The organism is Moorena producens PAL-8-15-08-1 (assembly GCF_001767235.1).
In the GTDB taxonomy this organism is placed as follows: Bacteria; Cyanobacteriota; Cyanobacteriia; order Cyanobacteriales; family Coleofasciculaceae; genus Moorena; species Moorena producens_A.
Map to the genome: position 1 here is coordinate 2,307,355 of NZ_CP017599.1, position 25,838 is coordinate 2,333,192.

Annotated in this window: 22 protein-coding genes; 8 read left to right on the top strand and 14 right to left on the bottom strand. The window is 42.3% G+C overall.

Features of this window, described 5'->3' with window-relative positions; genetic code table 11:
* Positions 1-20 precede the first annotated feature (20 nt).
* Both BJP34_RS42790 and BJP34_RS42795 read right to left on the bottom strand, forming a co-directional pair.
* A complete protein-coding gene (locus BJP34_RS42790; RefSeq protein ID WP_158517095.1) occupies positions 21-164 on the bottom strand; it encodes a hypothetical protein in 144 nt (47 codons plus the stop codon).
* 52 nt (positions 165-216) lie between these two features.
* Positions 217-363, bottom strand: coding sequence for a hypothetical protein (locus tag BJP34_RS42795; RefSeq protein WP_158517096.1), 147 nt, complete (start codon positions 361-363; stop codon positions 217-219).
* A gap of 264 nt (positions 364-627) precedes the next feature.
* On the opposite strand from BJP34_RS42795, the gene BJP34_RS48595 reads away from it, so the two are divergent.
* A complete protein-coding gene (locus tag BJP34_RS48595) occupies positions 628-762 on the top strand; it encodes a hypothetical protein (RefSeq protein WP_267876519.1) in 135 nt (44 codons plus the stop codon).
* On the opposite strand, the gene BJP34_RS08900 is transcribed toward BJP34_RS48595, so the two are convergent.
* From BJP34_RS08900 to BJP34_RS08910, 3 genes are read right to left on the bottom strand one after another with little or no spacing between them, the layout of a single operon-like run.
* Positions 709-2,361: a hypothetical protein gene (locus BJP34_RS08900; protein WP_070392036.1), complete on the bottom strand. Its 1,653-nt coding sequence runs from the start codon at positions 2,359-2,361 to the stop codon at positions 709-711. The genes BJP34_RS48595 and BJP34_RS08900 overlap by 54 nt on opposite strands.
* A 12-nt stretch (positions 2,362-2,373) precedes the next feature.
* On the bottom strand, positions 2,374-2,730 hold the full coding sequence (locus tag BJP34_RS08905) for a hypothetical protein (RefSeq protein ID WP_070392037.1): 357 nt from the start codon (positions 2,728-2,730) through the stop codon (positions 2,374-2,376).
* A 28-nt stretch (positions 2,731-2,758) separates the two neighbouring features.
* Positions 2,759-7,039: a CHAT domain-containing protein gene (locus tag BJP34_RS08910; protein WP_070392038.1), complete on the bottom strand. Its 4,281-nt coding sequence runs from the start codon at positions 7,037-7,039 to the stop codon at positions 2,759-2,761.
* A 172-nt stretch (positions 7,040-7,211) separates the two neighbouring features.
* On the opposite strand from BJP34_RS08910, the gene BJP34_RS08915 reads away from it, so the two are divergent.
* Positions 7,212-8,354: an IS4 family transposase gene (locus tag BJP34_RS08915; RefSeq protein WP_070392039.1), complete on the top strand. Its 1,143-nt coding sequence runs from the start codon at positions 7,212-7,214 to the stop codon at positions 8,352-8,354.
* 178 nt (positions 8,355-8,532) lie between these two features.
* Here BJP34_RS08915 and BJP34_RS08920 read toward each other — a convergent pair whose 3' ends face one another.
* Positions 8,533-9,852: a calcium-binding protein gene (locus BJP34_RS08920; protein ID WP_070392040.1), complete on the bottom strand. Its 1,320-nt coding sequence runs from the start codon at positions 9,850-9,852 to the stop codon at positions 8,533-8,535.
* Between the two features lie 747 nt (positions 9,853-10,599).
* Here BJP34_RS08920 and BJP34_RS08930 point away from each other — a divergent pair.
* Positions 10,600-11,031, top strand: a complete 432-nt coding sequence (locus BJP34_RS08930) for a hypothetical protein (RefSeq protein ID WP_070392042.1) — start codon at positions 10,600-10,602, stop codon at positions 11,029-11,031.
* 217 nt (positions 11,032-11,248) lie between these two features.
* Here BJP34_RS08930 and BJP34_RS08935 read toward each other — a convergent pair whose 3' ends face one another.
* Entirely contained in the window at positions 11,249-11,911 is a 663-nt protein-coding gene (locus tag BJP34_RS08935; protein WP_070392043.1) for a hypothetical protein, read from the bottom strand.
* A gap of 18 nt (positions 11,912-11,929) precedes the next feature.
* A complete protein-coding gene (locus BJP34_RS39135; protein WP_149030871.1) occupies positions 11,930-12,115 on the bottom strand; it encodes a hypothetical protein in 186 nt (61 codons plus the stop codon).
* 1,296 nt (positions 12,116-13,411) lie between these two features.
* Here BJP34_RS39135 and BJP34_RS47205 point away from each other — a divergent pair.
* On the top strand, positions 13,412-13,609 hold the full coding sequence (locus tag BJP34_RS47205; protein ID WP_083305068.1) for a hypothetical protein: 198 nt from the start codon (positions 13,412-13,414) through the stop codon (positions 13,607-13,609).
* A gap of 564 nt (positions 13,610-14,173) precedes the next feature.
* Positions 14,174-14,302, top strand: coding sequence for a hypothetical protein (locus BJP34_RS48600; protein ID WP_267876520.1), 129 nt, complete (start codon positions 14,174-14,176; stop codon positions 14,300-14,302).
* A 6-nt stretch (positions 14,303-14,308) separates the two neighbouring features.
* Here BJP34_RS48600 and BJP34_RS08950 read toward each other — a convergent pair whose 3' ends face one another.
* The 4 genes from BJP34_RS08950 to BJP34_RS47215 form a co-directional block, all read right to left on the bottom strand.
* A complete protein-coding gene (locus tag BJP34_RS08950; RefSeq protein WP_070392046.1) occupies positions 14,309-14,935 on the bottom strand; it encodes a Uma2 family endonuclease in 627 nt (208 codons plus the stop codon).
* Positions 14,936-14,977: 42 nt separating this feature from the next.
* Entirely contained in the window at positions 14,978-15,118 is a 141-nt protein-coding gene (locus tag BJP34_RS42800) for a hypothetical protein (protein WP_158517097.1), read from the bottom strand.
* A gap of 191 nt (positions 15,119-15,309) precedes the next feature.
* Positions 15,310-19,722, bottom strand: coding sequence for an ATP-binding protein (locus BJP34_RS47210; protein WP_070392047.1), 4,413 nt, complete (start codon positions 19,720-19,722; stop codon positions 15,310-15,312).
* Positions 19,723-19,725: 3 nt separating this feature from the next.
* Positions 19,726-21,624, bottom strand: a complete 1,899-nt coding sequence (locus BJP34_RS47215) for an AAA family ATPase (RefSeq protein WP_070392048.1) — start codon at positions 21,622-21,624, stop codon at positions 19,726-19,728.
* Between the two features lie 121 nt (positions 21,625-21,745).
* On the opposite strand from BJP34_RS47215, the gene BJP34_RS08965 reads away from it, so the two are divergent.
* From BJP34_RS08965 to BJP34_RS08975, 3 genes are all read left to right on the top strand, one after another.
* The gene (locus BJP34_RS08965) at positions 21,746-21,997 is read left to right on the top strand and encodes a hypothetical protein (RefSeq protein WP_070392049.1); all 252 of its coding nucleotides are present in this window, start codon (positions 21,746-21,748) and stop codon (positions 21,995-21,997) included.
* A 44-nt stretch (positions 21,998-22,041) separates the two neighbouring features.
* Complete coding sequence (locus BJP34_RS08970) at positions 22,042-22,284, top strand: hypothetical protein (protein ID WP_008180935.1); 243 nt, start codon at positions 22,042-22,044, stop codon at positions 22,282-22,284.
* A gap of 221 nt (positions 22,285-22,505) precedes the next feature.
* Positions 22,506-23,585, top strand: coding sequence for a hypothetical protein (locus BJP34_RS08975; RefSeq protein WP_070392050.1), 1,080 nt, complete (start codon positions 22,506-22,508; stop codon positions 23,583-23,585).
* A 177-nt stretch (positions 23,586-23,762) separates the two neighbouring features.
* Here BJP34_RS08975 and BJP34_RS08980 read toward each other — a convergent pair whose 3' ends face one another.
* Both BJP34_RS08980 and BJP34_RS08985 read right to left on the bottom strand, forming a co-directional pair.
* The gene (locus tag BJP34_RS08980; protein ID WP_070392051.1) at positions 23,763-25,139 is read right to left on the bottom strand and encodes a saccharopine dehydrogenase C-terminal domain-containing protein; all 1,377 of its coding nucleotides are present in this window, start codon (positions 25,137-25,139) and stop codon (positions 23,763-23,765) included.
* A 10-nt stretch (positions 25,140-25,149) separates the two neighbouring features.
* Positions 25,150-25,836 carry an SDR family NAD(P)-dependent oxidoreductase gene (locus tag BJP34_RS08985; RefSeq protein WP_070392052.1) on the bottom strand — a complete coding sequence of 229 codons (687 nt, stop codon included), beginning with the start codon at positions 25,834-25,836 and terminating at the stop codon, positions 25,150-25,152.
* Between the last annotated feature and the right edge of the window lie 2 nt (positions 25,837-25,838).

A 25,838-nucleotide genomic window follows, 5' to 3' on the forward strand; every position in this document is an offset into this window, starting at 1 on the left:
GTTTGATTGTCAATCTGTAACTAAGGGGAGATAGGGAGCAGGGAGCAGGGAGCAGGGAGCAGGCAAGAGGCAAAAGGCAAAAGGCAAGAGGCAAAAGGCAAGAGGCAAGAGGCAAAAGGCAAAAGGCAAGAGGCAAGAGGCAAGAGGCAAGAGGCAAAAGGCAAGAGTAAAAAAGTTGGGTAGGGTGCGTCATAAGACCCAAAGCCTCTGATTTTATCAGTAGCCAGTATTGGGACAGTCCGTCCCGTAACGCACCACAGGTTCAAACAGCATGCATTGAGATGCACCCGATGGGGAGATGGGGGAGATTTTTATTAAGCGATGCAGCGCGGTCTTGGGGGTTTCCCCCATGAGCGACTGCATCAAGACAGGGCAATTGTCATAACATGATATTAGCCTTCTATTAGACTTCGCGGCAGTTGTCGGGAACAGGGAACAGTGGACAATAATTGACGTAAACACTATCAGAAAAATACTTTTCCAAGATGTCTATTGTCATCAGTGTTTTTGCCAACAGCTGACGGCTGATAGCTTACCGTGCTCCATCAATCTATCAAAGGGACTACAGTCAGAGAATTCCCTAAACTGTTGCGACATTAACACTAAATTAATTGTCAGAATTTTTGATTGGAAGTTCCCGACTCCCGACTCCCGATTCCCGATTCCCGATTCCCGATTCCCTGCTCCCTGCTCCCTGCTCCCTGCTCCCTACTCCCGATTCCCTGCTCCCTGCTCCCTGCTCCCTACTCCCTTTGCAGATAATTTTGACCAGCAATGGATAATTCGATCCAAAATAAAAGCAGCGAAAACAGCGATCGCACCAACGCCAACACCAACTGCAACACCAATCAAAATATGAAATAGCACAAACACCACACTGTAACTCAAGCAAGGCTGGTCTTCAGCTTTAGGGCAATTTAAGAATCCCTTGAGGTCTAGTTCGATCAGGATGGCTTCTAGAGGTTGTTTAGCATCGCTTTGGGAAGAAATACTACTGACGGCTAGTCCAATACCGACGGAGGTGATCCAACGTTCTAATTTTTTTTCTCGGGCTCGATCAGCCTCCTCCTTATCTCTGAGGGCTTTTTCCAAAGCGCGATCGCGTTCTGCTTGTTCAATTTCCACAATACCTCTGATTGAGGAAATCGCTTTGTCTAACAGGGCGGAGCTATGTCCAAAATAGCTTAAGTTTATTTGAATTTGCTCTTGATAAGTAGGGCTAATTTTATGCTCAAATACTGATAAAAAGCTTAAATCTTCATCCTTTGGTAATTTTTCTTTAACTTGTTTAAGCTTTTCCGAATAATTGTGAGCATTAATCTTCATGGTCAAGCTATAGCTTTCTAACTGTCTCAGCCAGTCTGAATAGTTCAAGTCTAGCTTCGGCAGTATTCTCAGCTTCTTCTTAAAGTCTAGCAGTTCAGCCTCAGATAATAAGCTCTGATTATCTTGACTTTGAGTCGTGGCATAAGCTTCCAGCCTGTGACCTGTCGTTTCATTGATTATTTTTTTAATCTCTTGATATCCTTGGTAAGCATCACTATACACCTCCCGGCTGAGTTGATAAGCTTTAATTACTTTTTGGCGATAAAAAAATAAATCAATAAAATTTTGATAAAACAAGCAAAAATTTTCCTCTGCCCGGGCACCATAGTTGCCATTGACCTCTTCTCCTAAAAATAGCCAAACAAAAATTTGACCATAGTCTTGAGATTGATCGGGAATGCCATATTCAAAAATTGGACTATCAAATAATTGACCTTCTTGATAAAGCGGTGGACAGTTATCCTTATCCTTTTCCCCCATAAAATTCTGCACACACTGATCAGCTATCTCTTTCCATACATGGGAATCTTGCACTTGCTTCTGGGGTAGCCAAGCAGTTAGTAACAGAATTTGTCCTAGGGAACTGTTAATGTTACTGTTAATTTTACTGGGAAGAAAGCACTGGTCTGGATTAAAATAGTTGAATACAGTCAGGTCTACGTCTTCGGTTTTCTGATTATTCTCAACTTCAGGAATCCGAATATTCAAACCGAGAGCATAACTATCATAGATCTGGAGTGGACAAGCTTGACCAGTAATCCTGATTCCTTTGCCATTATTGAGAGATAATTTACCCTCCAACGGTAAGAGAATATTTTCCTTGGTGGCTCCGTTTAGTAAAGCAATGCGGGAACCTTCTGCAACCTCTCTCAGGTCTAGCGTCTGTTGAATTTGGAATTTAGCAAAAATATCATGGCACTTGTGCCAAAGCAGTTTGCTGTCATAGTCCCTGTCTGCTTGGGAATCACTACTAGATACATTCCGAAGATGGAAGGCAAAGAGATGAATATTAGGTGCGTAGATTTTATGACTCATTGTTTGACATTTTTATTGCTTACTCTTCTCTGACTGTTGTTGCTTAGTTTTAGTTTTAATAATTTCTTGGTTGGTTTGTCGCAGTTCAAATAGGTTTTGAAGAATACTTGCTTCGGAATTAGACGGAAGCTTGGGCGAATGCTTTAATTCCCTCTCATCAGCAAATAGGCGTAGAGTATCTGTGAGTTTTGTATGGTTCTTGAACCAATTTGTTAGTATATTAACTAAATCGGCTTCTGTTTGAGTGTCTAAAGCTACTAAATTTTGATCTAAGTCTTGCAAGTCTTCAAATTCAAAATCCTCAGATTTAGTTTCGAGTGCTTGCCGAAAAACTTGGATTTTTTTATCTAAAATTTTTATAATTTCCATAAATAAATATTTTTTGCGGTTTAGGTTACTAAATATAGTATTGTCCAATCGCGCAGTAAGCTGCCCAATAATAATGATTATCAAAGGGGTTGTAGTCATTTTTAAATAACTCGAGTTCTTCCTCCACTTCTTCCTTAAATTTATTCTCCAAAGTCAACTGTTTAGTTAACTGTTCAGCCCAATTTCGCAAGTCCTGTACAGTGGCATCCCGCAGCCAGAGTTGGGCTTGATTCAGGGCAACTGCTAAGGACATCTGGTTTAGCAGATTCTGATAAAATTTAATCATCAACAACGCTGTAGAAACCTCCTCTACCTTCCATAGGGTACTAACTACTGCTGGACTTCCGGCAACTAGGAAACCACTGGGTAAACCAATGTATTCGTCGCTGCTATTCTGGAAGTCGATTAATCCTGTTTCGCAAGCAGAAAGGGTGACAAGGCGACATTGTTCTAATTTCTGTTCTAATTTCAGGGCAAAGATGGCATCTAAAGTGAGGCATTTGTCTAAGTCAATTACTTCACCTTTATCCAAAACTAGATGTTGTTCTGGATTAAGTTTAGCTGGTGCAGGGCTAACGTGGTAATTTGCGAGGATCAGAGCCGATTTACGTGGTTTATCGTAGTTAAAGTAACCGTGACAGCTAAAATGTAAACAGTGGTAAGTATTGAGAGGTTTGCTATCTATGGCGGCTTTGGTGGCAGCGTTTTCCACAAGGACCTCTGTATCCGCTCGATTGAAGTAGCTTTTAATCACTTCTACTCCGATGTTAGCGTAACTTAAGTCACCCGTGGGGTTTTGGATGGCAAACAGGTGGGTAAAGTCCGCGCGTTTTCTGGTTTGGACAAGTTGCAGTAATTGGCAACTGGGAGCATAACGAACTCCTTGGGAGAAGCGATTGAATAGCAATTTACCTGGATTTTCAGGAAGGGGTAAGGCGTGTAAGGGGAATAGATGTAGATACCAATGGGGGATGAGGATCAGTTGATTGCATTCTTTGGGTAATTGCTGGAGAATCTTGTTAAGATTCAGAATCTCTGCTAGCTTCTGGAATCTTGAGGTTAGTTGATTCCTCCAGTCTTGTGGTTGGACGTAATAATCTAGCAGATAAGCATTTCTCCAATCTATCAAGGCATCTAACTTGCCATCAGTAGAAGATGACAAAACTAGAGGCTGTTGGCTGTGGCGAGTAAAAATGAAGGTGAAAAAGCGATCAAAGCTAATATAAAACTCAACAATAGCAGTATTTTCCTCTAGAGTTTCCCGGAATTGCTTAAACTGGAAGCCAGAACCGATAGGTAAATATCGATCTTGTAAATCATTGCGCTGCTGTCGCAACTGTTGAAGACGTTGTGCCAGGGCTGTTGGATTGTCAGGTTTGCCATGTTGGATTTGATATTGACCTGCTGCTATTTTATCCCTGTATTGTTCTAATTGAGAGACAACATCTGCGGGAAAGATGGTTTTCAGGTCACTGCTGAGAATCTTTTCAACTAAATTCTGGGTTTTGCTCCGTTCCACGTATTCTAGGGCTTGGGTGTAGTCCTTTAAATCTATACAGACTTCCACCATGCCTCGATAGCTTCGGTTGTACTCTTCAGCTAGTTTGGTTTTGTATTCTTCTACTCCAGAACCAGAATTAATTTCATCTCGCAGGGATTCTACGGTTTTAATGGCAGCATCAAAAGCCTTGTAAGCTTCCGGGAAATTTTGAGCATCTTGGTAAACAAAACCAAGGTTATTTTGAGTATCTAGATACTTTTGGGGAAAAGCTTCACGGGTGCGTACTTCTAAAGCCAATTTCAAGCAAGCGATGGCATGTTCTAGGTTTTGTGCTTTTTCCCCTTTGATTCTTTCTAAGTAAGCACCGCCGAGATTGTTTTGAGTCGATGCCCAATCAATAGGAAAAGCTTCACGGTTACGTACTTCTAAAGCGGATTGGTAGCAAGCGATGGCAACTTCTAGGTTTTGTGCTTTATCCCCTGTGATTCTGTCAGAGTAAGCAAGACCTAGATGGTGTTGAGTCGATGCCCATTCAACAGGAAAAGCGTCACGGGTGCGAACTGCTAAGGCGGATTGGTAGCAAGCGATGGCATGTTCTAGGTTTTCTGGCTTCTGAGCTGTGATTCTGTCAGAGTAAGCAATACCGAGATTATTTTGAGTCTCTGCCCAATCAATAGGACAAGCTTTACGGGTGCGAACTGCTAAGGCGGATTGGTAGCAAGCGATGGCATGTTCTAGGTTTTCTGCTTTCTGACCTGTGATTCTTTTAAGGTAAGCATTACCGAGATTGTTTTGAGTCATTGCCCAATCAATAGGAAAAGCTTCGCGGGTGCGTACTTCTAAAGCCAATTTCAAGCAAGCGATGGCATGTTCTAGGTTTTGTGCTTTTTCCCCTTTGATTCTGTCAGAGTAAGCATTACCGAGATTGTGTTGAGTCCCTGCCCATTCATAGGGAAAAGCGTCACGGGTGTAAACTGCTTTTGCCAATTGGTAGCAAGCGATGGCATGTTCTAGGTTTTCTGCCTTCTGAGCTGTGATTCTGTCAGAGTAAGCATTACCGAGATTGGTTTGAGTCTGTGCCCAATCATAGGGAAAAGCTTCACGGGTGCGTACTTCTAAAGCCAATTTCAAGCAAGCGATGGCCTCTTCTAGGTTTTGTACTTTTTCCCCTTTGATTCTTTCTAAGTAAGCACCGCCGAGATTGTTTTGAGTCGATGCCCAATCAATAGGAAAAGCTTCACGGTTACTTACTTCTAAAGCGGATTGGTAGCAAGCGATGGCAACTTCTAGGTTTTGTGCTTTATCCCCTGTGATTCTGTCAGAGTAAGCAATACCGAGATTGTTTTGAGTCGATGCCCATTCAACAGGAAAAGCGTCACGGGTGTAAACTGCTTTTGCCAATTGGTAGCAAGCGATGGCATGTTCTAGGTTTTGTGCCTTCTGAGCTGTGATTCTGTTACGGTAAGCAAGACCTAGATTGTGTTGAGTCGATGCCCAATCATAGGGAAAAGCTTCACGGGTGTAAACGTCTAAAGCCGATTGGTAGCAAGCGATGGCATCTTCTAGGTTTTGTGCTTTGGGACCTGTAATTCTGTCTGAGTAAGCAGTACCGAGATTGTTTTGAGTCGTTGCCCAATCAATAGGAAAAGCTTCACGGGTGCGTACTTCTAAAGCCAATTTGTAGCAAGCGATGGCAACTTCTAGGTTTTGTGCTTTCTCCCCTGTGATTCTGTTACGGTAAGCAAGACCGAGATTGTATTGAGTCTGTGCCCATTGTTCGGGAAAAGCTTCACGGGTGCGTACTTCTAAAGCCAATTTGTAGCAAGCGATGGCATTTTCGAGGTTTTGTGCTTTCTCCCCTGTGATTCTGTTAAGGTAAGCATTACCGAGATTGTTTTGAGTCAAAGCCCATTGTTCGGGAAACGCTTCACGGGTGAGTACTTCTAAAGCCAATTGGTAGCAAGCGATGGCATCTTCTAGGTTTTGTGCCTTCTGACCTGTGATTCTGTTAAGGTAAGCATTACCGAGATTGGTTTGAGTCAAAGCCCATTGTTCGGGAAACGCTTCACGGGTGCGTACTTCTAAAGCCAATTGGTAGCAAGCGATCGCATCTTCTAGGTTTTGTGCTTTGGGACCTGTGATTCTGTCAGAGTAAGCATTACCGAGATTGTTTTGACTCCTTGCCCATTCATAAGGAAAAGCTTCACGGGTGTAAACGGCTAAAGCCAATTGGTAGCAAGCGATAGCCTCTTCTAGGTTTTGTGCTTTGGGACCTGTGATTCTGTCACGGTAAGCATTTCCGAGATTGTTTTGAGTCATTGCCCAATCAACCGGAAAAGCTTCACGGGTGCGTACTTCTAAAGCCGATTGGTAGCAAGCGATAGCCTCTTCTAGGTTTTGTGCTTTGGGACCTGTAATTCTGTCTGAGTAAGCAGTACCGAGATTGTTTTGAGTCGTTGCCCAATCAACCGGAAAAGCTTCACGGGTGAAAACAGTTAGTGCGACTTCATAGCCAGTGATGGCAATTTCGATATTGCTGGCTTTGTCACCCAAGGGGAATTGCTTAATTAGATTGCTAAAACTGCCAATAACTGCTGCTATTAATTTTGCTTCATCTGCTTTCGCTTCCGCCAGCTTACTTGTTGCCCAATCACGCAATTGTTCTGCTAATCTATGATCCAGTTTGTCTGTATTTGCTGCCAGTAATCCGTAAACTACCTGGGCGTCACCATTACTGTCTGCAGTTGCTTGTAGAACCTGTAAGAGAAAGTAAAGTTGGGCATCAGATGTATTGTCAGGCATTGCCATCAAGCGCTCTAAAATAGTTATTGAAATAGTCTACTACTTGAATTTCAAGCGATCAGGGAAAATAGCTGGGGGGGCGACTATATGGCTTGAAACACTTGATACATAAAGAGTGTAACGATCTGTGATCTAAAAAGATAGGTCTCAAATTTTCAATAAGACCTATCTATTGCAAATGTTACCCTTATTATATCAAAAGCATCTGAGAAGTCAACTAAAATATCGTCATTTTATTTTATTCAATATTTTAGTAATTCTTATACAATCAATCAAAAAAGTTAGTCTAGAAAAGTTAGCCAATGCTTTACCTCTTGGAATCAAGCTTGAAAGTAGAAGAAAAAGGATACAACGCTTTTTATCTTTACAAGATCTAAAATTAGAAGCTATTTGGTTTCCAATAATAGCTAGTATAATGGAAACCTATTTGGAAACAGACCAACTAGTTTATGTGGTAATTGATCGGACAAATTGGGGGAAAATCAATCTTTTAGTAACTAGTTTAATTTGGGATAAAAGAGCCTTTCCAATATACTTTACCTTGCTGCCAAAATTAGGCAGCAGTAATATTAAGGAGCAGACATGTCATATATCAAAAATAATGCCAATTTTTAAAGATTATAAAATCTGCCTATTGGGAGATAGAGAATTTTGTTCTGTTAGGCTCGCAAAATGGTTGTCACAACAGTCTTTATCCTTTTGTCTACGTCTTAAAAAAAATGAATTTATTGAAGTTAAAAAACAAATTTGGATAGAGCTAGATTCTTTAGGATTAGTTCCAGGAACTTCGTTATTTTTTGAAGGAGTTAAAGTCACCAAGACTAAGGAGTCTATAAGTTTTAATATTGCGGGAAAATGGAAAAGAAAAATTTCAGGATTTGCTCCAAAAGAACCCTGGTTTATTCTAACAAACTTAAAATCCTTAGACTTGGCTATTGCCGCTTACAAAAAACGGTTTAATATTGAACAAATGTTTAGATATTTAAAAAAAGGTGGCTATAATTTAGAAGACACTAATGTCTCTGGAGATCGGTTAATTTTCCTGATTTTATTAATAGCAGTAGCTTATACTTCTTCTACTCTTCAAGGACAAGAAATTAAACGTAAAGGAGTTCAGAAATATGTCGGTATAGTAAAAGAATATGGTCGTTTACAACGACGACACAGTAGTTTTTATATAGGCTTATATGCTCAAACTTGGGTCAATCTTAGCAATGAACTTACTAATTTAATACAAGACTTAATGAGAGTTAATCCTAATAAACAGAAGTATTATTTACGAGGAATGAGAGCTATGAAGCTTGCCCTATCTGCTTTATAAGCATTTTCGTCACCCCTTCAGGTAGGTACACCTAAAAGACATCTCTATAAAATCGGTTTTGACCCAGACATTACAAGGGTTTGAAGTTAATTTTTAGAGATGTCTTTTGGATGAGTTTTTTTAGGAAGTTCCTAAACTCAGAGAGTGGGTCAAGTAAACAATACGACTTGTCACCCAGTTACACAAAGTCATTAGCTGTCAGTAAACCATTAGAATCAACATAAGCAATATCATCTGCACCTAAGCTAATGCGAGTACCGTTGACAATATTAACACCAGCTATTATACCTGTGAATGAATTTAAGCTGTAATTGGACAATGACCCTGAAATTTGGATTTTGTCTGAGTTATTTCCGCCAAAGAAACTTCTGTCGAAATTGTCAATAACAGCAAAATCTCCCCCATTACCGTTGTAATAAACAGAGGTACTATCACCCAGAATAATCAAGTCACGGGCAGAATCATTACCAGGGTTTAGGATATCAATTTCACCAGTACCGTTCAGAACACTATTAGTACCGTTAAGGGTATCTGAACCCACACCTCCAAATAAGGAGTCATTACCACTATCACCAACTAGGGTATCGTTACCACTATCACCAAATAAGGAGTCATTGCCACTATCACCAACTAGGGTATCGTTACCACCACTACCAAATAAGGAGTCATTACCTGAAAACCCCCTAAGGAAGTTGTTTGAAATGCCACCACGAATGATGTTGTTGAGGTTATTACCTTGGCCGATAGCACTATTAGTCAAGGTCAAGTTTTCTAGGTTGGCTCCTAGGGTGAAGTTGATAGAGGAGAATACTGTATCAGTACCCTGATTACGGAATTCGTTGACCACATCCCTCACGCTGTCAACCACATAGATGTCATTGCCCGTGCCACCAAACATCAGGTCATTGCCTGTACCAGCATTCAAATTGTCGTTGCCAGTACCTCCAAAAAGGGTGTCATTGCCTGAACCTGCAATGAAGTTGTCGTCACCTGGACCTCCAGAGAGGTTGTCGTTACCTGTTCCACCATTCAATAAGTCGTTGCCTGTTCCACCAAAAAGGAAATCGTTGCCAAATTCACCACGCAGGTTATCATTACCAGCATTACCAAATAAGGAATCATTACCTGAAGACCCCCTAAGCCAGTTGTTTAAATTGTTACCACGGATGACGTTGTTGAGGTTGTTACCGAAGCCAAATAAAGCATTACCAGTCAGGGTCAAGTTTTCCAGGTTGGCTCCTAGGGTAAAGTTGATGGAGGATAAGACTGTATCAGTACCCTGATTACGGAGTTCGGTAACCACATCCTCCACGTTGTCAACCACATAGCGGTCATTGCCCGTACCACCAAACATCCGATCGCGACCAGTACCACCATTCAATAAGTCACTACCAGCGAGACCAATCAGGGTATCGTTGCCACCTACACCTAAGATAGTATCGTTCCTAGAGGTACCAACAAGGTTGTTGTTTGAGTTGTTACCAGTGATATTTGCCAAGTCATTTGCTCCTTATTGATTACAATTGTTATGCTCAGAAAAATTCACCCTATTTGTCTAAGTTAAATCCTGAAAAACTATTCAAGAAATACTCATTATTAATAGGAGTGGTGATATTGCTGAATTTTTCTCTCAGCACATTTTTATGATGACTAATAATTTTTAACACCACAGTACCCCTGAGGGTAATACTTTGTCTATAGGTATTCAGTTAAGTAAATATTACTATACCCGCTCCTAGTGCCTTGGAGCGATTTTATTCATGTTAGTAATGTACAAAAGTTGCCTATTAAATATGGATGTAATACCCCATAAAAAATCTAGAAATACAATAAACTAATACACCCATAATTAATAGCTTAAATAACCATATATCTTGATTGTTTTAATTTATAAATCTATATTAGGGGCACCTGCTATCGCAGGTGTTTTTTCAGCCATTGTAGTACCTCATTAACATGATAAAAATTACCAAAACTCTAGGGTGGAGCCGCCGCAGGTGGCTCGCGAGCAAAGCGAGGTTCTTCTCTCCACCCTTACCCGGAACCAGGGCGCACAGCCGAAATTCAAGCGGAATCCCCGACCGTCGCTCAAACCAAACACCTACATCCATGAAGCTATTGCGCAAGGTTAATCTAACAATAGCGTTATAGTTTTCTGGAGAAACCCACCCGTTCCCTAGAAACGCGATCGCGGCAGTTTGTAATGGTGCGATCGCACTCATAGAAAACCTTAAACTTTGCCACTATGGACTACACAAAAATCATGGACTACACAGAAATACTTAAAAAAGCCTTTAATTGGGGACAAAAAAATCACCCAGAAAGCAGTATTAATCATCACGCAGCATTCGCTAATTCTGTCGGATATTTAGTAACAGGAGGAAGTGGTGGATACGGTGGTCCATCAATACGAGAGCACTGCGTATCACATGCTCTCGCTGGTGATGGATTTAATGTACCCACGGATACTAATATTGGGGTAATGACCGTCCAGTTTCCCGATGGTCGGCTTCCAAGAGGTGGGGAGTGGAGTTTTCAAAAAGCGTGTGAATTCGCAGAACCCATCTGTTATGGAATTTTACCTGCGATCGCTGTCAAAGTTTATCAAACTGAACATTGTTTTGGCGATGATCCAGAGGATTTAAAAGAGATAGAAAATCGACAACGAAATTTGTGAATTAAGAATGTAGAATTGAGAATTTAGAATTGGAACTTCTGAACCAACGGGATGAGCCGGGCATGGACATGACAAGCCAGGGGATGTAGAGATGGGCTTGAGTATGCGATCGCCTTTGGTTACGGTCGATGCCCGGTATTATCCGGGGTGCATCCCAGGGAGGGGCTGATACTGGAGATGTTAGATGAAGCCAAAAAATGAACCAGGAAACAGCGAATTATTGATTCTCAAGTTTCCTGGAAATTTTGTCAAGTAACAAAGAAACTTCTTCATGGAAATCAAATTTCATTGGCGACATCAATAAATCATCATTCACAAGTAATAGAGCCTTATTAGCTGATAATAAGGCATCACTGTATTGACCATCATCAAACTGCAAATTAGCCAGATCATACCAAAGTCTACATATTTCTGCTATTGCAATTTGTTTTCCTTTTATTTCATTTTTATGCTCTATTATTTCTTCCTTCCTCTTCTTTGAACAATAATCCTCAAAGGCGCTAACCAACTTGCTAGCTTTAACATTATTGTCACAGTATTTCCAAAAGCAAATTACATAGTCAATATTAAAAACATCTTCTTTAACTAGTTTCAGTTGTTCACAATTACCTCGAATAGTCGAGTAATAGTCTTTCGGCTTATCTCTAAAATCACTATTCAAAAACTCGCGAAAAGTAGTTAACTTTTCATCTATAGCTTTAGCAGCCTGGGAAGCAGTCATTCCGCACCAATGTTCAAGAGTACCAGAATATTTTATCGGAATTTCTTTATCAAGAGTCAGTCCATGAATGGGAAACCTTTCTACTGAATCATCTGGCGCTGTATACACTAAAGTAAACCAGTGAGAGTACACGTCAAGTGGTTTTGCCCCTAATCCCATAACTCACCTCATTACTATCTAAATAACTACTATGGTAACTTGAGTCGGCATTACTGACGCGGAAGACTTAACCCAAAAATAAGTGAATTGAGTCTCTAATAAGGTGTTACTGACTACGAGTATGGAGGTGCGACAAAACGTTCGCAAAGCGTGGCCTACGGCCTCAGTTTCCGTGCTTGTGCGATCGCTCTGAAAGACTCTCAAAAATTACTCATATTTACAAAACTTTATATGAAAATGTAGAAAATTTGGATTTTCGGAGTGATTACAAAGTAAGGACATTCAAGAAACAGTGATGTGTTTAACCCACTTGTCTTGATGCAAAGCGCGAGTGGGGGGAACCACGGCAGTCGCTCATGGGAACCCCCAAGACCGCTTAGGTGCGCTTGACCTAGGCGAATTAAATTCGCCACGGGTCGCACCTCTGCATCGCTTCCATAAACAATTAATGGCATGTACCAGATCGGTACCTTTGTATAACTGTAGTTTAAAGCAATGACAATGAAGAGAAAATATCAGATTGTGAGTACTACCAAAGCCAAACCTATCCTAGACTTACCAGAAACCCACCTCCAAATATTGTCAGAAACCGAAAGCGCGGCAGTGGTAGGAGGTAGCCTTTTGAGAAATTTTGGTTTATTTGGGATCAGCGATAGATTAAATCCTCGGACAGAGGATCCGAGTATCGAGCTCATATCCCGCTTATCTAAGATAGGAAATATAAATAACGGGGGACAAACGGGTGGCGAAATGCTAACCCGCTTATCTAAGATAGTAAATATAAATAACGGGGGACAAACGGGTGGCCTGAGGCGGTGAAATGAGCCCTGAAAAGCTTACTATATAAGGCTTTGATGCCAGTTCTCATGAACATTGAAAAACTGGCCAATTGACCCTACGAATGATGTTCTAGAAGCTCAAACCCTTATAACTACGTTCAAGGTCAGGCCAAAATAGTATGTATCTTTTTGTAACATATCGGCTGAAAGTATTACCCAGTAAGGATTTTAGCTGGCATGTCACCCCCTCAGGGAAAATAGAACAGATAATTTCTATTTGAGTTGTGAACAGAATCCCTTAGGGAAAGGCAAGAGGCAAGGTAAGCGATCAGTTATCAGCGATCAGCTAGTTATCAGCTATTAGTTATCAGCTATCAGTTATCAGCTATCAGTCAACAGCTGACGGCTGATGGCTGACCGCTGATGACTGATAGCTGAATGCTTACGTTAGGGGCAGGCTTGCCCTGATCTTCAACCTCATAGCCAGTGTTGGGACAGCCCGCCCCGTAACGCACCATTGGGTCAAACTGGAACCTGCTTTCTAATTAAAATTAGACCAACAAAAAGTGCTGTTAAAAAATAAAATTATCTAGCGTATTATAGGTCAAATAACTTGTTTTAACTAACTCTAAAACTTCCCAAAAAAAACTTCCTAAAACCCTTGAAAAATAAATATATAATCATTACAATAATCAATGTAAACAAATTGAGTTTTTGACCTATGTCAGAATTTACTCCAAACTCCAAGAAACAACCCGTTAAGCACATCTTAAAGGGGTCTCGTAAAGCAGTACTCAACACGATGTACGCCCTTTATGCGCTGCGCTATGCGGAGATTTCCGAATGGAGTCCTCTGCAGCCCACCGAGGTTCCAGGGGAATTCATTACTATAATGACCAAGTATTTGTTGTTGCCATAACACTTTAAATTTCTGGGGGGGTTTCCCCCCCTTGGCCAATCCCATCGGATCACGTCCGGATTGGTTCGGAAACTTCTGACATAGGTCATTGAAATAGCCGTGGATAGTATTTCTACGGCTATTTTTTTGTCAGCATTCAGCGGTCAGCATTCAGCGGTCAGCTTAAAAGAAACTTCATTTGGGAGAATTTAATAGTTCGAGATTAATGAGAATTTAAAGTCTGGGGAAAAGTCCATTAGCTTTGTGGCACAGGCTTCGACGCTGTGATGTAGCGCATTAGCTGATAGCTGATAGCTGATAGCTGATAGCTGATAGCTGATAGCTTACATCGGGAATTGGGAATGCAATACTTGTGGTTCAGTAATTTTGTATCCCAACATCATCAAGGGATGATAAAATTACTAAGAGGTTGTCTGAGAAGTATCATTTGCTACATCCAAGCCCCCTAAATCCCCCAATTTTGGGGGACTTTTACCAGCCAATTGGATTCTTGTTCCCCCCAGAATTGGGGGGCTAGGGGGGCAAAATTCAGTATCAAAAAACTTTTCAGATATCCTCTAAAGGGTGTTTCATAGCTATCAGGTATACAGGATTTTTCACCTCTTACCTACTCCCTACTCCCTATTCCCTATTCCCTATTCCCTATTCCCTATTCCCTATTCCCTATTCCCTGTTCCCTATTCCCTTTCCTAGATCCAATTACCAAATAGTCCTTAAATCCAAAACAAAACCAGGGAGAACCTCTTCTCCAGATAGACTTGTTGGAAATTCTAAAATTTCTACTGGTTTACCCTGACGATAACGCTCAATTCGTCTATTTTCCCGATCGATTAACCAACCCAAACGGGCTCCATTTTCCTGATACTCCTGCATTTTTGCTTGTAGCGATGCAGCGCGGTCTTGGGGGTTTCCCCCATGAGCGACTGCATCAAGACATCTCTTGAGAGAATCAGTAGGAGAGCGTAACTCAAGCACAAAATCAGGACACAAAGGCACGAACTTTTGTTGTTGCTGTAGAGTCAAAGCATCCCATCTTTCTTTAGTTATCCATGACGCATCAGGAGAGCGGTCGGCATTATTAGGTAGTTTAAATCCACCAGAAGAATCAAAAACAACCCCTAAATTATGCTTTCTATTCCATGCTTGTAATTGATAAATCAGATCAGCATTGCGATTGCTGGTTTCTCCACCAGTTGGAGACATGATCAAAATTTCTCCCAATACAGTACGTTCAAAGCGATAGTCACGGTTATGTTGACACAATTGCCAAAATTGCTCATCAGTTAGTTGAACGATTCCCTTAAAGTCTAGGGTAATGGTATCCATGATATCTATCGTGATCTAGCGGTTTTCAATTAGGTGAGGTTTTTAGGGAACAGGGAACAGCGGATCTGGGAACAGGGAGCAGGGAGCAGGGAGCAGGGAATAGGGAACAGGGAACAGCGGATCTGGGAATAGCGTGGCACAGGCTTTGGCCTTGGCCTTTGGCCACGCTACGCGAATGGCCACGCTGTGCGAACGACGCTGTAACTTAACTCAGATTAAGCGAATGCTTACCTCTTTTATAGCGTTTTCTAGGCTAATCAGGTACACAGGATTTTTTCCCTCTTGCCTCTTGCCTCTTGCCTCTTGCCTCTTGCCTCTTGCCTCTTGCCTCTTGCCTCTTGCCTACTCCCTACTCCCTACTCCCTACTCCCTACTCAATTCATATAACTTTCCACTAAACTCAAAATCGCTTGTTCTTGAAATCCATCCGCTAAATCTTTGAGTTTATTAGCAAAAGGCCGATAGTCTTCATGGAGATGTTCGATGAACATAGCGCGATCGCGAATCTTTCTCATACTGCCAAGCATGGCTAATTCATAGAGTACTTCGATTTCCTCAGGGGGCGGTGGGATAATTGCTGCTGTCTGACCTGAGATCGTGCCATTTTTGCTCAAACCCATGTCATCAATTGGTTCATACACCCACTCAATCGGTAAATATTGCCCCAATAAAGCGAATAATTGATTCTGGTCAATCGGTTTGGACAGAAAAGCTTGACAGCCAACTCTCTTACTCTTGTTCTGATCCATATCCAGCACGCTAGCTGAGACAGCAATGATTGGTATGTCTTTAAGCTCAGCAATTTGTCGGATTTCGTTAACCGCTTCAAAGCCAGTTTTAACTGGCATCACTAAATCAGTCAAAATCAGGTCGGGGTGAAGTTCACTAGCCATATCTACTGCTTGTTGACCATTCTCAGCGGTGACGATATCAAAGCCCATTGGTGCGAGCATGTTGAGCAAAACTAAGCGATTTTCCAGTTGGTCATCCACTACCAAGATTTGGCATGGTTTACCCTTGTAGCCCTTAATTTGATCCACGATTTCCGGTTGAGCTTTGGTAACGGTTTTGACCACAGGAAAAGGGATGTCAAACCAGAAAGTAGACCCTTTACCGAAGTCACTAGTTACCATCAGTTGACCCCCCATTAACTCCACCAGTTGTTTAGAGATGGCTAAGCCTAAGCCAGTGCCAGCAGAGCGCCGTTGGGTATCACCCACTTGTTCAAAGGGTTGGAAAATTGTTTCTAACTGTTCTGGGGACATGCCAACGCCGCTATCAATAACTTCAAAACGGATAATTGAAGCGGTTTGTTGTTGGTCAATTACAGGAAGTTTCGCCCCCCTAGCCCCCCAACTTTGGGGGGTTCTTGAGTTAAAGTCCCCCAGAATTGGGGGATTTAGGGGGCTTGAAGCAGTCTCTTGTTGCTCAATTACAGCAAGTTTCGCCCCCCTAGCCCCCCAACTTTGGGGGGTTCTTGAGTTAAAGTCCCCCAGAATTGGGGGATTTAGGGGGCTTGCAGCTGTCTCTTGTTGGTCAATTAAGCTAACTCGCAAGATTACTTCACCATGGTCAGTGAATTTGACAGCATTGCCCAAGAGATTAATTAATATTTGTCGCAACCGTTTCTCGTCAGCTTTAATCCCATTGGGTAAATCCCCCACAGGGTCGTATTTGAACAAAATATCTTTTTCTAAGGCACGCATGCGAATAATACCTACCACACTTTCGATAAAAGTTTGAAAATGTAAGTCACTGGGGTAAAGTTCCATTTTGCGAGCTTCAATTTTAGATAATTCTAAAATATCGTTGATCAGAGTTAACAAATGGTTGCCGCTTTGCTCAATAATCGTTAAACCATCGATTTGCCTGGTGCCGAGGTACCGGTCTCGCTTGAGGATTTGAGCATAGCCCAGAATGCCATTGAGAGGAGTACGAAATTCATGGCTCATATTGGAGAGGAATTCGCTTTTAGCTTGGTTAGCCCCATCAGCCGCTTGTTTGGCTTGTGCTAATTCAGCAGTGCGTTCGGCAACTTTGTCTTCTAAATTGCTGTAAAGTTGAGCATTTTCGAGAGAAATAGCGGCTTGGGAGGTGAGCAGATTTAATATTTCTAATCGGTCTGGTGTAAAAGCTCCAGTGGTGAGATGATTTTCTAGATAAAGTAAGCCAATTAGTTTACCTTGATTGATGATTGGAGTACACATTACACTCCGGGGTTGCTGACGGATAAAATAGGGGTCAGCAGCTAAGATAGTCTCAACAGTGATATCGTTGATAACTAAAGTTTCCAATTTCCGCTTAACATAATTGATCGCACTTTGGGGAATATCTGGGCTTTCTTCCACTGGTATAGATTCCACCAGAGCCAGTTGATTAGCGGTTTCCATCGCCTGGAGCACTAACCTCTCACCTTTGACCAAAATCAGAGCACATTTGTCAGCTCCAGCATTCTCCATCACCACTTGCATCAACGTGGAGAGCAACTGATCTAACTGGATTTCCCCAGACAGAGCCTGGGATGCTTTGATCACCGTAGCCAAATCCAAAACAGTGGAAGCGTTTTTAGTGGTGGTATTAACCCCTTGACTAGTGAGGTTGGTGATCGTGTCTCCTGTGCTTATATTGATAGTTTTCTCGGTAAGAATGGAATCGAGAAATTGGGGATAACGAATTTCCAAATCCTCCACTTTAGCTAATGCGCCCCAGTGACTATAGCCATAGTAGGCACAACTCAGGTAGGCTTGGGCAATGGTTTCTTTACCCCACTCTAAATAGAATTTAGCAGCAAGTTCATTAGCCAGGGCTTCCTCTTGGATGTATTGGTTTTCTTTTGCTCCAGCAATAGCGCGGTCATAATACTCCATAGCCTCAAGCAAATGACCCAAAACACGATAGCGCTCCGCTTCTACTAAATAAAATTTGTGCAAATAATTCATCGGGGCATGGTCTGCCCATGTTTTGAGCTTGTCTTGATTTTTAGTTATCTTATCTAAACTTTGTTGTTGTTGAGCGTGATTCTGTTCAGGATAGAGAGCTAAGCGAGTCAGAGAATCGTACCAATAGAAAACCGCAACATTGAAAGCGGCTGGTACTCCATCTAAATAATTTTCGGTAATGATGGCTTGTTCCCAAGCTTGCTGATAATCCTGAAATAGATAACAGAGGAATAATTTATACAGATGTAGGGTGTAAAGTGCCCTGAGGTGATTGAACTCCTGATGGAGTGGGAGCATGATCTCTTCGTCGTAGACTTCACCCTTTAAACAGCAAGAATTTTCAGCTTGTCCTAGCAAATTTAAGACCCCTTGCCAGGTCATCGCAGTAAGCTGACGTGGCATCTCTTGCTTGAGTTGATCAATCCCTTGATGATAGTTGGCACAGGTCTGGTCAAGCTCAGCCAACTCTTTGCCAAGCCAAAAGGAATGTTCTAAGTACATATCCGCAGAGAAGGCAGATTGGTCAAAATCTCCAGTTTCTAGCCCGACAGAGTAAGCCTCTAGCAAAGGGGTTAATGTTTCTTTCAGATGCACTTTCCAGGGCTTTGTGGCGAAATTGACTGCATACAGTACTATACATTTAAGCTCTGTAGCATTGAACCGTGCTAATAACCTCAGAGCCAGTTGACCGAATCGATAGTTGCCATCGATATCTCCACAGACCTGCCAGAGAATGATGGCGTAAGATACATAGCACAGAGCAGACACAGGACAATTACCATTTTGCAGGGAGAGATTGACCTGTTTCAAAACGACTAACGGAAACAGTAGAGGATTCGTCAGATAAGTAACTGGTATCAGTCGCCAGAGGATAGTCATCCCCGCTAGTTTTTCCGGTGCGGTCATCACCGGCAAATCAATTAAGTCCTCAATCTCTTTACCGTCTAAATCCGATTGTGTCTGGTTTAGGGCCAGCTCAATATCCTCTGGACTGGGCTGTTGGGGGAGTTCTATCCCCAATAATTTCAGCACTTGCAGCCCGCTGGTAATGGCTTGCTCAGGCCGGTTTTGGGCTTTATAGGCTTCAATGGTGACTTCATAGGCTTTGATTTTGTCCAGTAGTGTTTTCCCTCGTGCCAAAACTACCATTACCATTTGCTCCATCTGTTCAAAGTCGGTATTGAGGTATGCGGCCTCGGCGGCAGCTTGATATAGGGCTAGGGTTAGGTCATACTGACGTTGCCAGCTATTTTCCCCTAGCAATTCCAGACCTACTGTTAAATAGTTAAAAGCCGCCCCATAGGCCGTGGCCGCCTTGGCTTTTTCTCCAGCAATACGATTTAATTGAGCTAATTCATCTCGCTGAGCAAGATCTGTAATTAACTCCACACCATAATTCAACTGATTGACAATATCAAAAATCTTCTCTTCTCGTTCTGCTGTCGGGATATTTTTCAACAGCAGTTGCCCAATGGTTAGGTGGGTTAACTGTTTCTGGTCTTCCGGAATCAGAAAATAAGCGGCTTGCTGGACTCGGTCATGTAAAAACTTGTAACTTGGGGATTGGTGATCCGGGATTGAGAATTGGGGATTGGGGATTGGTAATTGGCGGAATTTTTCCTGAGTGCTCGATGGGTAATTACTATTAACGGTAAAGAATTTGTAAATTTCAGTTGTCGGTAAAACTAACCCTTCTTGCAGAGATTTCCATAAATAAACCGCTGTCTCAATTGGGGATTTATCATGGATAATCGCCAGGGTATCCAAATCAAATTGGTGGCCAATACAAGCCGCTAGTTTCAAGACATCCTGAGTTTCTTTTGGCAACTTTTGTAACTGCAGTGCCATAAATTATACTACATCATCTGTCAGAGCCAAGCGTCTAATTTCAGCGATGTCACACTGCCAATACCCTTGCTCAAAATTAAAAGTGATTAATCGGTCGTGATGGAGGGATTTCAGGAATTGGGTCGCAAAAAACGGATTTCCTTTAGTTTTCTGAGCTATTAGTTTGGTCAAGGGTTCTGCCAGTTCTATCCCACAAGTCAGGGTATGGGCAATCAGATGGTTTAAGTCAGAGTTGCTCAGGGGTTCGAGGGTAATTGTATTCAGTGAAACACCAACGTTGGCCATCTCGGACAAGGTGAGCATCAATGGATGAGTAGGATTTACCTCATTATCTCGATAAGCACCAATTAGCAGTAGATGTATGGTATTAGTTTCTGCCATCAAGACTTGCAGCAACTTCAACGAAGCCGAATCTGCCCACTGCAAGTCATCGAGGAAAATCACTAGGGGATGTTCCTTAGTGGTAAACACTTGGATAAATTTACTAAAGAGCAAATTAAACCGATTTTGAGCTGCCGTACCAGAAAGTTCGTCAGCCGGAGGCTGTTTACCGATAATCCCTTCTAATTCTGGAATCACATCCACCATCACTTGACCATTCTCACCCACAGCAGACAGAATTTGTGCTTTCCACTGCATCAGTTGGCTATCGGTTTCGGTGAGTAATTGCTCCATCAAGTCCCGCAGTGCTTGGACTATGGCACTAAAGGGAATATTGCGCTGGAACTGGTCAAACTTACCTTGGATGAAATAACCCCGCTGCCGCACAATCGGTTTTTGGACTTCATTGACCACAGCGGTTTTACCAATGCCGGAAAAGCCAGCGACTAGAATCATTTCTGTCGTTCCTTGAGTGACTAGCTCAAAGGCGGCGAGTAAGGTATCTACTTCCGGTTGACGCCCGTAGAGTTTTTCCGGAATTACGAAGCGATGCTCCGTAGGAGCCGCTACGCGAACGCAAATGTCTCGACTACCCAACTTAATCTCAGCGCTTGTCCCCAATCGGTGCCAGTGATCCGCACACTGTTCTAAGTCATACTTAAGCCCCAAAGCACTCTGATAACGGTCTTCAGCATTTTTAGCCATCAGTTTACTAATAATTTGGGACAGGATTGGGGGAATAGCTCGGTTACGCTGGTGTGGAGGTAATGGTTGTTTAGCAATATGACAGTGAACCAACTCCATCGGGTCAGTAGTGCTAAAGGGTAACTCTGTGGTCAGCAGCTTGTAGAAGGTTATCCCCGTCGAATAAAAGTCACTGCGGTAGTCAATGCCGCGATTCATCCGTCCGGTTTGTTCCGGAGACAGGTAAGCCAGGGTACCTTCGAGGCAGTTAGGACTAGTCAGGATTTGGCTTTCTTTCGGGAGTAGGGAGGCAATACTGAAGTCAATGAATTTGACTTGACTGGTGGTGGGATTAATCAGGATATTGCTAGGCTTGATGTCTTTGTGGATGACTCGGTGGCGATAGAGTCCATCCAGGATGGAAGCGATTTGAATGGCGATGTCGAGAAATTTCTGAAGTGAGTGATCACTGACCATACCGGTGATCATACCGGGATGCTCTACCTCATCTGTGATCGTTCTTAGGTCTTTGCTAAAGGTGGTATAGTCTTCCAGGGAAATGCCACCAAAGTCTTCCATCACCAATACCAAGGTATTGTGGTAGGACTCCAAGCTATAGATTTTGATAATTCCGGGATGGTCAAGGTTTTTGGCAATAGTGTACTGATTGCGGAACTGGACAAGTTCCTGGAAGCTGGGATAGGGATTATTGAGCAGTTTGAGTACTACTGGTGTTTGGTCATTGTTCCTAGTGCCACGATAAACTAAGGTTTTCGACCCATGGTAGACCAGGTCAGTGATGCAATAGCCTTTAATTTTGGGAGGAGTTGTGTTCATGGGTGACATACCTAGGTGAGGGTATACGGCCAATGGGACCAATTCAACCGGACTCACTATATAGGATTCCCATTTCCTCCAGACCAGGTAACATTAACTAGGCACTCAGGAGGTAGGTGCCATGGAAGGGTGGGGAGATGGGGAGATGGGGAGATGGGGAGATGGGGAGATTTTGATTATTCAACCAGCTAACCAGCAACCTGCTAACCTGCAACCAGCTAACCTGCAACCAGCTAACCTGCAACTAGCTAACCAGCAACCAGCTAACCAGCAACCTGCTAACCAGCAACCAGCTAACCAGCAACCTGCAACCTGCAACCAGCTAACCAGCAACCTGCTAACCTGCAACCAGCGATCGCATAAACAAAGCTAGACTAAGGAAAATTAGCGAAGTGACACTAGCGGGGAATCTCAACAATGCTCAAACCCAAATTAACCTTAATTGCTTTCCTATCAACTACTGGAATTGCCAGTGCTGTTTTGTTGGGTTCAGTTAGTCCAGCTGAATCTTGTATGTACAAGAAGTCCATTAACTACATAAGATCCGAGCAAGTGAATTGGTTACGCTCTCCTTGGGCAGCGGTTATTACCTTGCCAGGACTAGCTATGGCAGCAGCTTTGTACCTGGGTAATCGCTATTACCTAAGCGATCGCCAGTGAGCTTACCTCTGAAATTAAGTCCAGTTAATTACTTCAAAGAATAGGTAAACATTTAGCCGTCAGCCGTCAGCGGTCAGCCGTCAGTATTGAGCTGACCGCTGATAGCTGATAGCTGTTCGCGTAGCGTGCGCGTAGCGCTTAAGCTGATAGCTGAATGCTGACAAAAAAATTTATTAAAATAGTATAAACTATACTAGTCCTAAATCCGTGGAGAAATCACTATGAGTCAGGAAGAGGAAGTAACTTATACCCAAAAAACAGAGCGCTTCCAAGCCTTTACCCAACTAATTAAGTCAGTCGCTCCACTGATTTGGACTGTAGTAATTATTATTGTATTCATTCCCTTAGTCAGCAAACTTATCATCCCCCATTCCACCAATCCTGCTCAAATTAACCCCTCCACTGAATCAACAGTTGTTATTGAACCCCGTCCCGACTTTAGTAAAGTTAATCAAGCGGTTGCTGATGCCGTCAAAGCATCTCACGCCAGTGCTGAAGCGTTTGCCGCCCAGGAATTAGATGTTTGGGAAGCCGAGTTAATCCCCCGTGTGGATAGTTTTTTGGATTGGTATTTTGATTATTTTAATCAAAAAAAGATGGAACTTTCAGTTCCGTTTATGTGGGGAGCGTCGGCTATCATGCATCAAATCAATCCCAACCTTCCCTCTGGCAAGCAAGCCATTGACGCCAAACTTACCGAGACCTTCCAAAAAGAATTTTCTAAACGAGTACTGCTTCCTCAGAATGCTCAAATGAGGATGGAACTAATAACGAATGATACGATTGAATTATATATGGCTGATTTGGGCAACAATCTTAGTGACATCCAAAGCCAATATCAAATTCCTCAAGGTCAGTGGGATAGATATATTAACGAAATTTCCACTACTATTAATGATACGGAAGGTAACCTATCCAATATTTCCCTGAAATTGTTAATTGGCGGTAGTGGTTACTTGGTAGCTAAACCTATTCTGGTTTCCATGGGAGGAAAAGTAGCCAGTAAAGTTAGCAGCAAACTAGCTGGGAAAGCCGCCAGTAAAATGGCAGCAAAAACCGGTGGTTTAGTGGCAACGGAGTTAGGAGCAAGTATAATTGATCCCCTGGCTGGTATCGGTTTATTGATTTGGGATGTTTGGGATTATCGTCACACTCTGAAAGTCGAGAAACCTATTTTACGCAGCAATATATTAGGATACTTAAAACAGGTCAAAAAATCTCTGTTGAACAATCCTGAAACTGGGATTATGACAGCAATTTATCAGTTAGAAGAGGGGATTTTGAAGTCAGTTGAATCGTAAGCAGTCAGCAGTCAGCGGTCAGCAGTCAGCACCTCAAGTAGCTTGCGTGGCACAGGCTTCTAGCCTGTGAGGTAGCGCATATGCTTATACCAAACGTACAACTTTCTCTTCCCCCAATCTCCCTATCTCCCCATCTCCCTATCTCCCCATCTCCCTATCTCCCCACCCTCTCTTTAATTATGGGTATTCAACCAGACTTGATATAATACCTTCCTCTGCGTACTCCTGTAGAACAGGCTCATAAATTTCAGGAATAGTGGGATATTTCAGACCTGTAAGATTCAGGGAACCTTCCAATAATCTTCTAGCAATCATTGCAGCGGTCTTGGAGGTCAGTTGTGAACAGATGGAGTAATGGTCACCCGGTTTAGCAGAAGGATTGGTTATAGAAATGATGCGTTCTTTTTTGTCAGGGTATTGCACGAGCATGTCGTAATACATGATAATTTGATCCACTTCTGTATCCCCTGGCTGATAAACCCCCAGTTTCTGAACCAGTAAGTCAGAGATTACATCACAATAGGAGGGCGAATCTTTGGGGGGAATAATAGGCTTGTCGTCAAACAGACCCAGCCATTGATAGCGCATGATAATATCATGGGAAACTGGTATACCCAATTTCTGAGCAACCAAGGCTTTAGCATCACCATTTGTGCTGCCACACAGTTCTAGCAGAATTTCCTGATAAGTTTTCTCAAGCAGCTCAGGGCGATATTGTGTATCACAGAAGCCAAGATCAATCAATCCCTGTAAGGTCTCTCCCCAACCAGGGTATCTTAATGTTCCATGATAGAAGTTTCTAACATTATCAATGCCGTAAACCTTAGGGTATAGATACGCTCCAGAATCTGAATTTGGACGAGATTCAAATGTCCCTATATTGGGAACTTCAACCGTTCTAGTTTCTAAATAAACTTTGTCTCCTGGAATCAGGGGTATCTGGGAGTCCTTGATCCAGTCTCCAGAGCCATCTTTGATCTTAACCGAAGCAAAAAGGGATTTTTTAGGAGCCCAAAAACACTTATAACCAAACGGATTAATATTAGGATTACAGGGTAGTACACCAACATGATACCAGAGATCGATAATCTCTCCGCCCTTAGCATGCACATCGTCAATGAGCTTTTTACCGATCATGCTGCCATACCCAGGATCTGTGCCAGCCTCTGTCACAATGGCAATGCCTTTTTCTTTTGCCTGTTGATCCAATTGTTCAAATTCTTGCTGAGTCTTGAACAAGTAGCCGATATGGCAGGTCATGATCAATGACACACTATGTTCCAGACAGTATTTTGTCACAAGGGGCTGATAGGGACCAGGTAAAAAGCTGATGACAATACTACTTTCTTTAATCAATTGATCAAGAGCCTGATTTTCGGGATTTGACCGATCAATGTCAATAGGATAGAAACTGCGGCTTGAATGCTGATTGACAATTTCTTCTGCAGTCATCTTATTCCTAGAGGCTACAGTAATGTGATAGCCTCGTTCATTGAGATAGTCGCACAGAGGAGCAACTGACACACCCGAACCTAATAACAAAATGTTTTTCATCTAAATCTCCTCATGGATTATCAACAATTAATTCAGGAATTACTACTGTATTAGGAAGATTCAATAACATCAGCACTATCTCGGCTATAGTTTCTGGTTGAATCATCTTTTCTGGGGATAAAGGAGAAGAGTCCTTTGCCATATTTGTGTTAACCCATCCTGGGCAAAGCGCAGTTACTCTTACACCATCTTCTTTAGCGGCATGGAACATGGCATGTGATGCCGCTAAAAATCCAAACTTACTGATAGAATAGCCAACTTTACTGTCTTGAATGTATTTAGCACCGTTGGAAACAATGTTAATAATCCGGCCTTCACTGCTCTGACGCAAATACGGTAAAACCAAACGTGTAAGACGTATCGGTGCTTTTGTATTTACATCCAGCATTTTATCGAGTAGTTCCTCGTTATCATCTTCAATATCCACGGAATGAAAAATGCCAGCATTATTAATTAGGCCATCTATCCTATGAAAGACATCGAGCGTTTTTTTAATCCATTCATGTTCTGTATTGGGATAAGCTGAATTATAAGAAACCAATAACACCTTATCCTTTGGCAGTGCTAAAATATCTTTGGTTACCCGATCTAACTCTCTGACGCCAAGGCTAAGAAGAAAGCCATATTCATAGAGTTTGAGTGCAATTGCTTTGCCTAGGCCGCGATTAGCACCTGAAATCATCACAACTTTTGCCATGG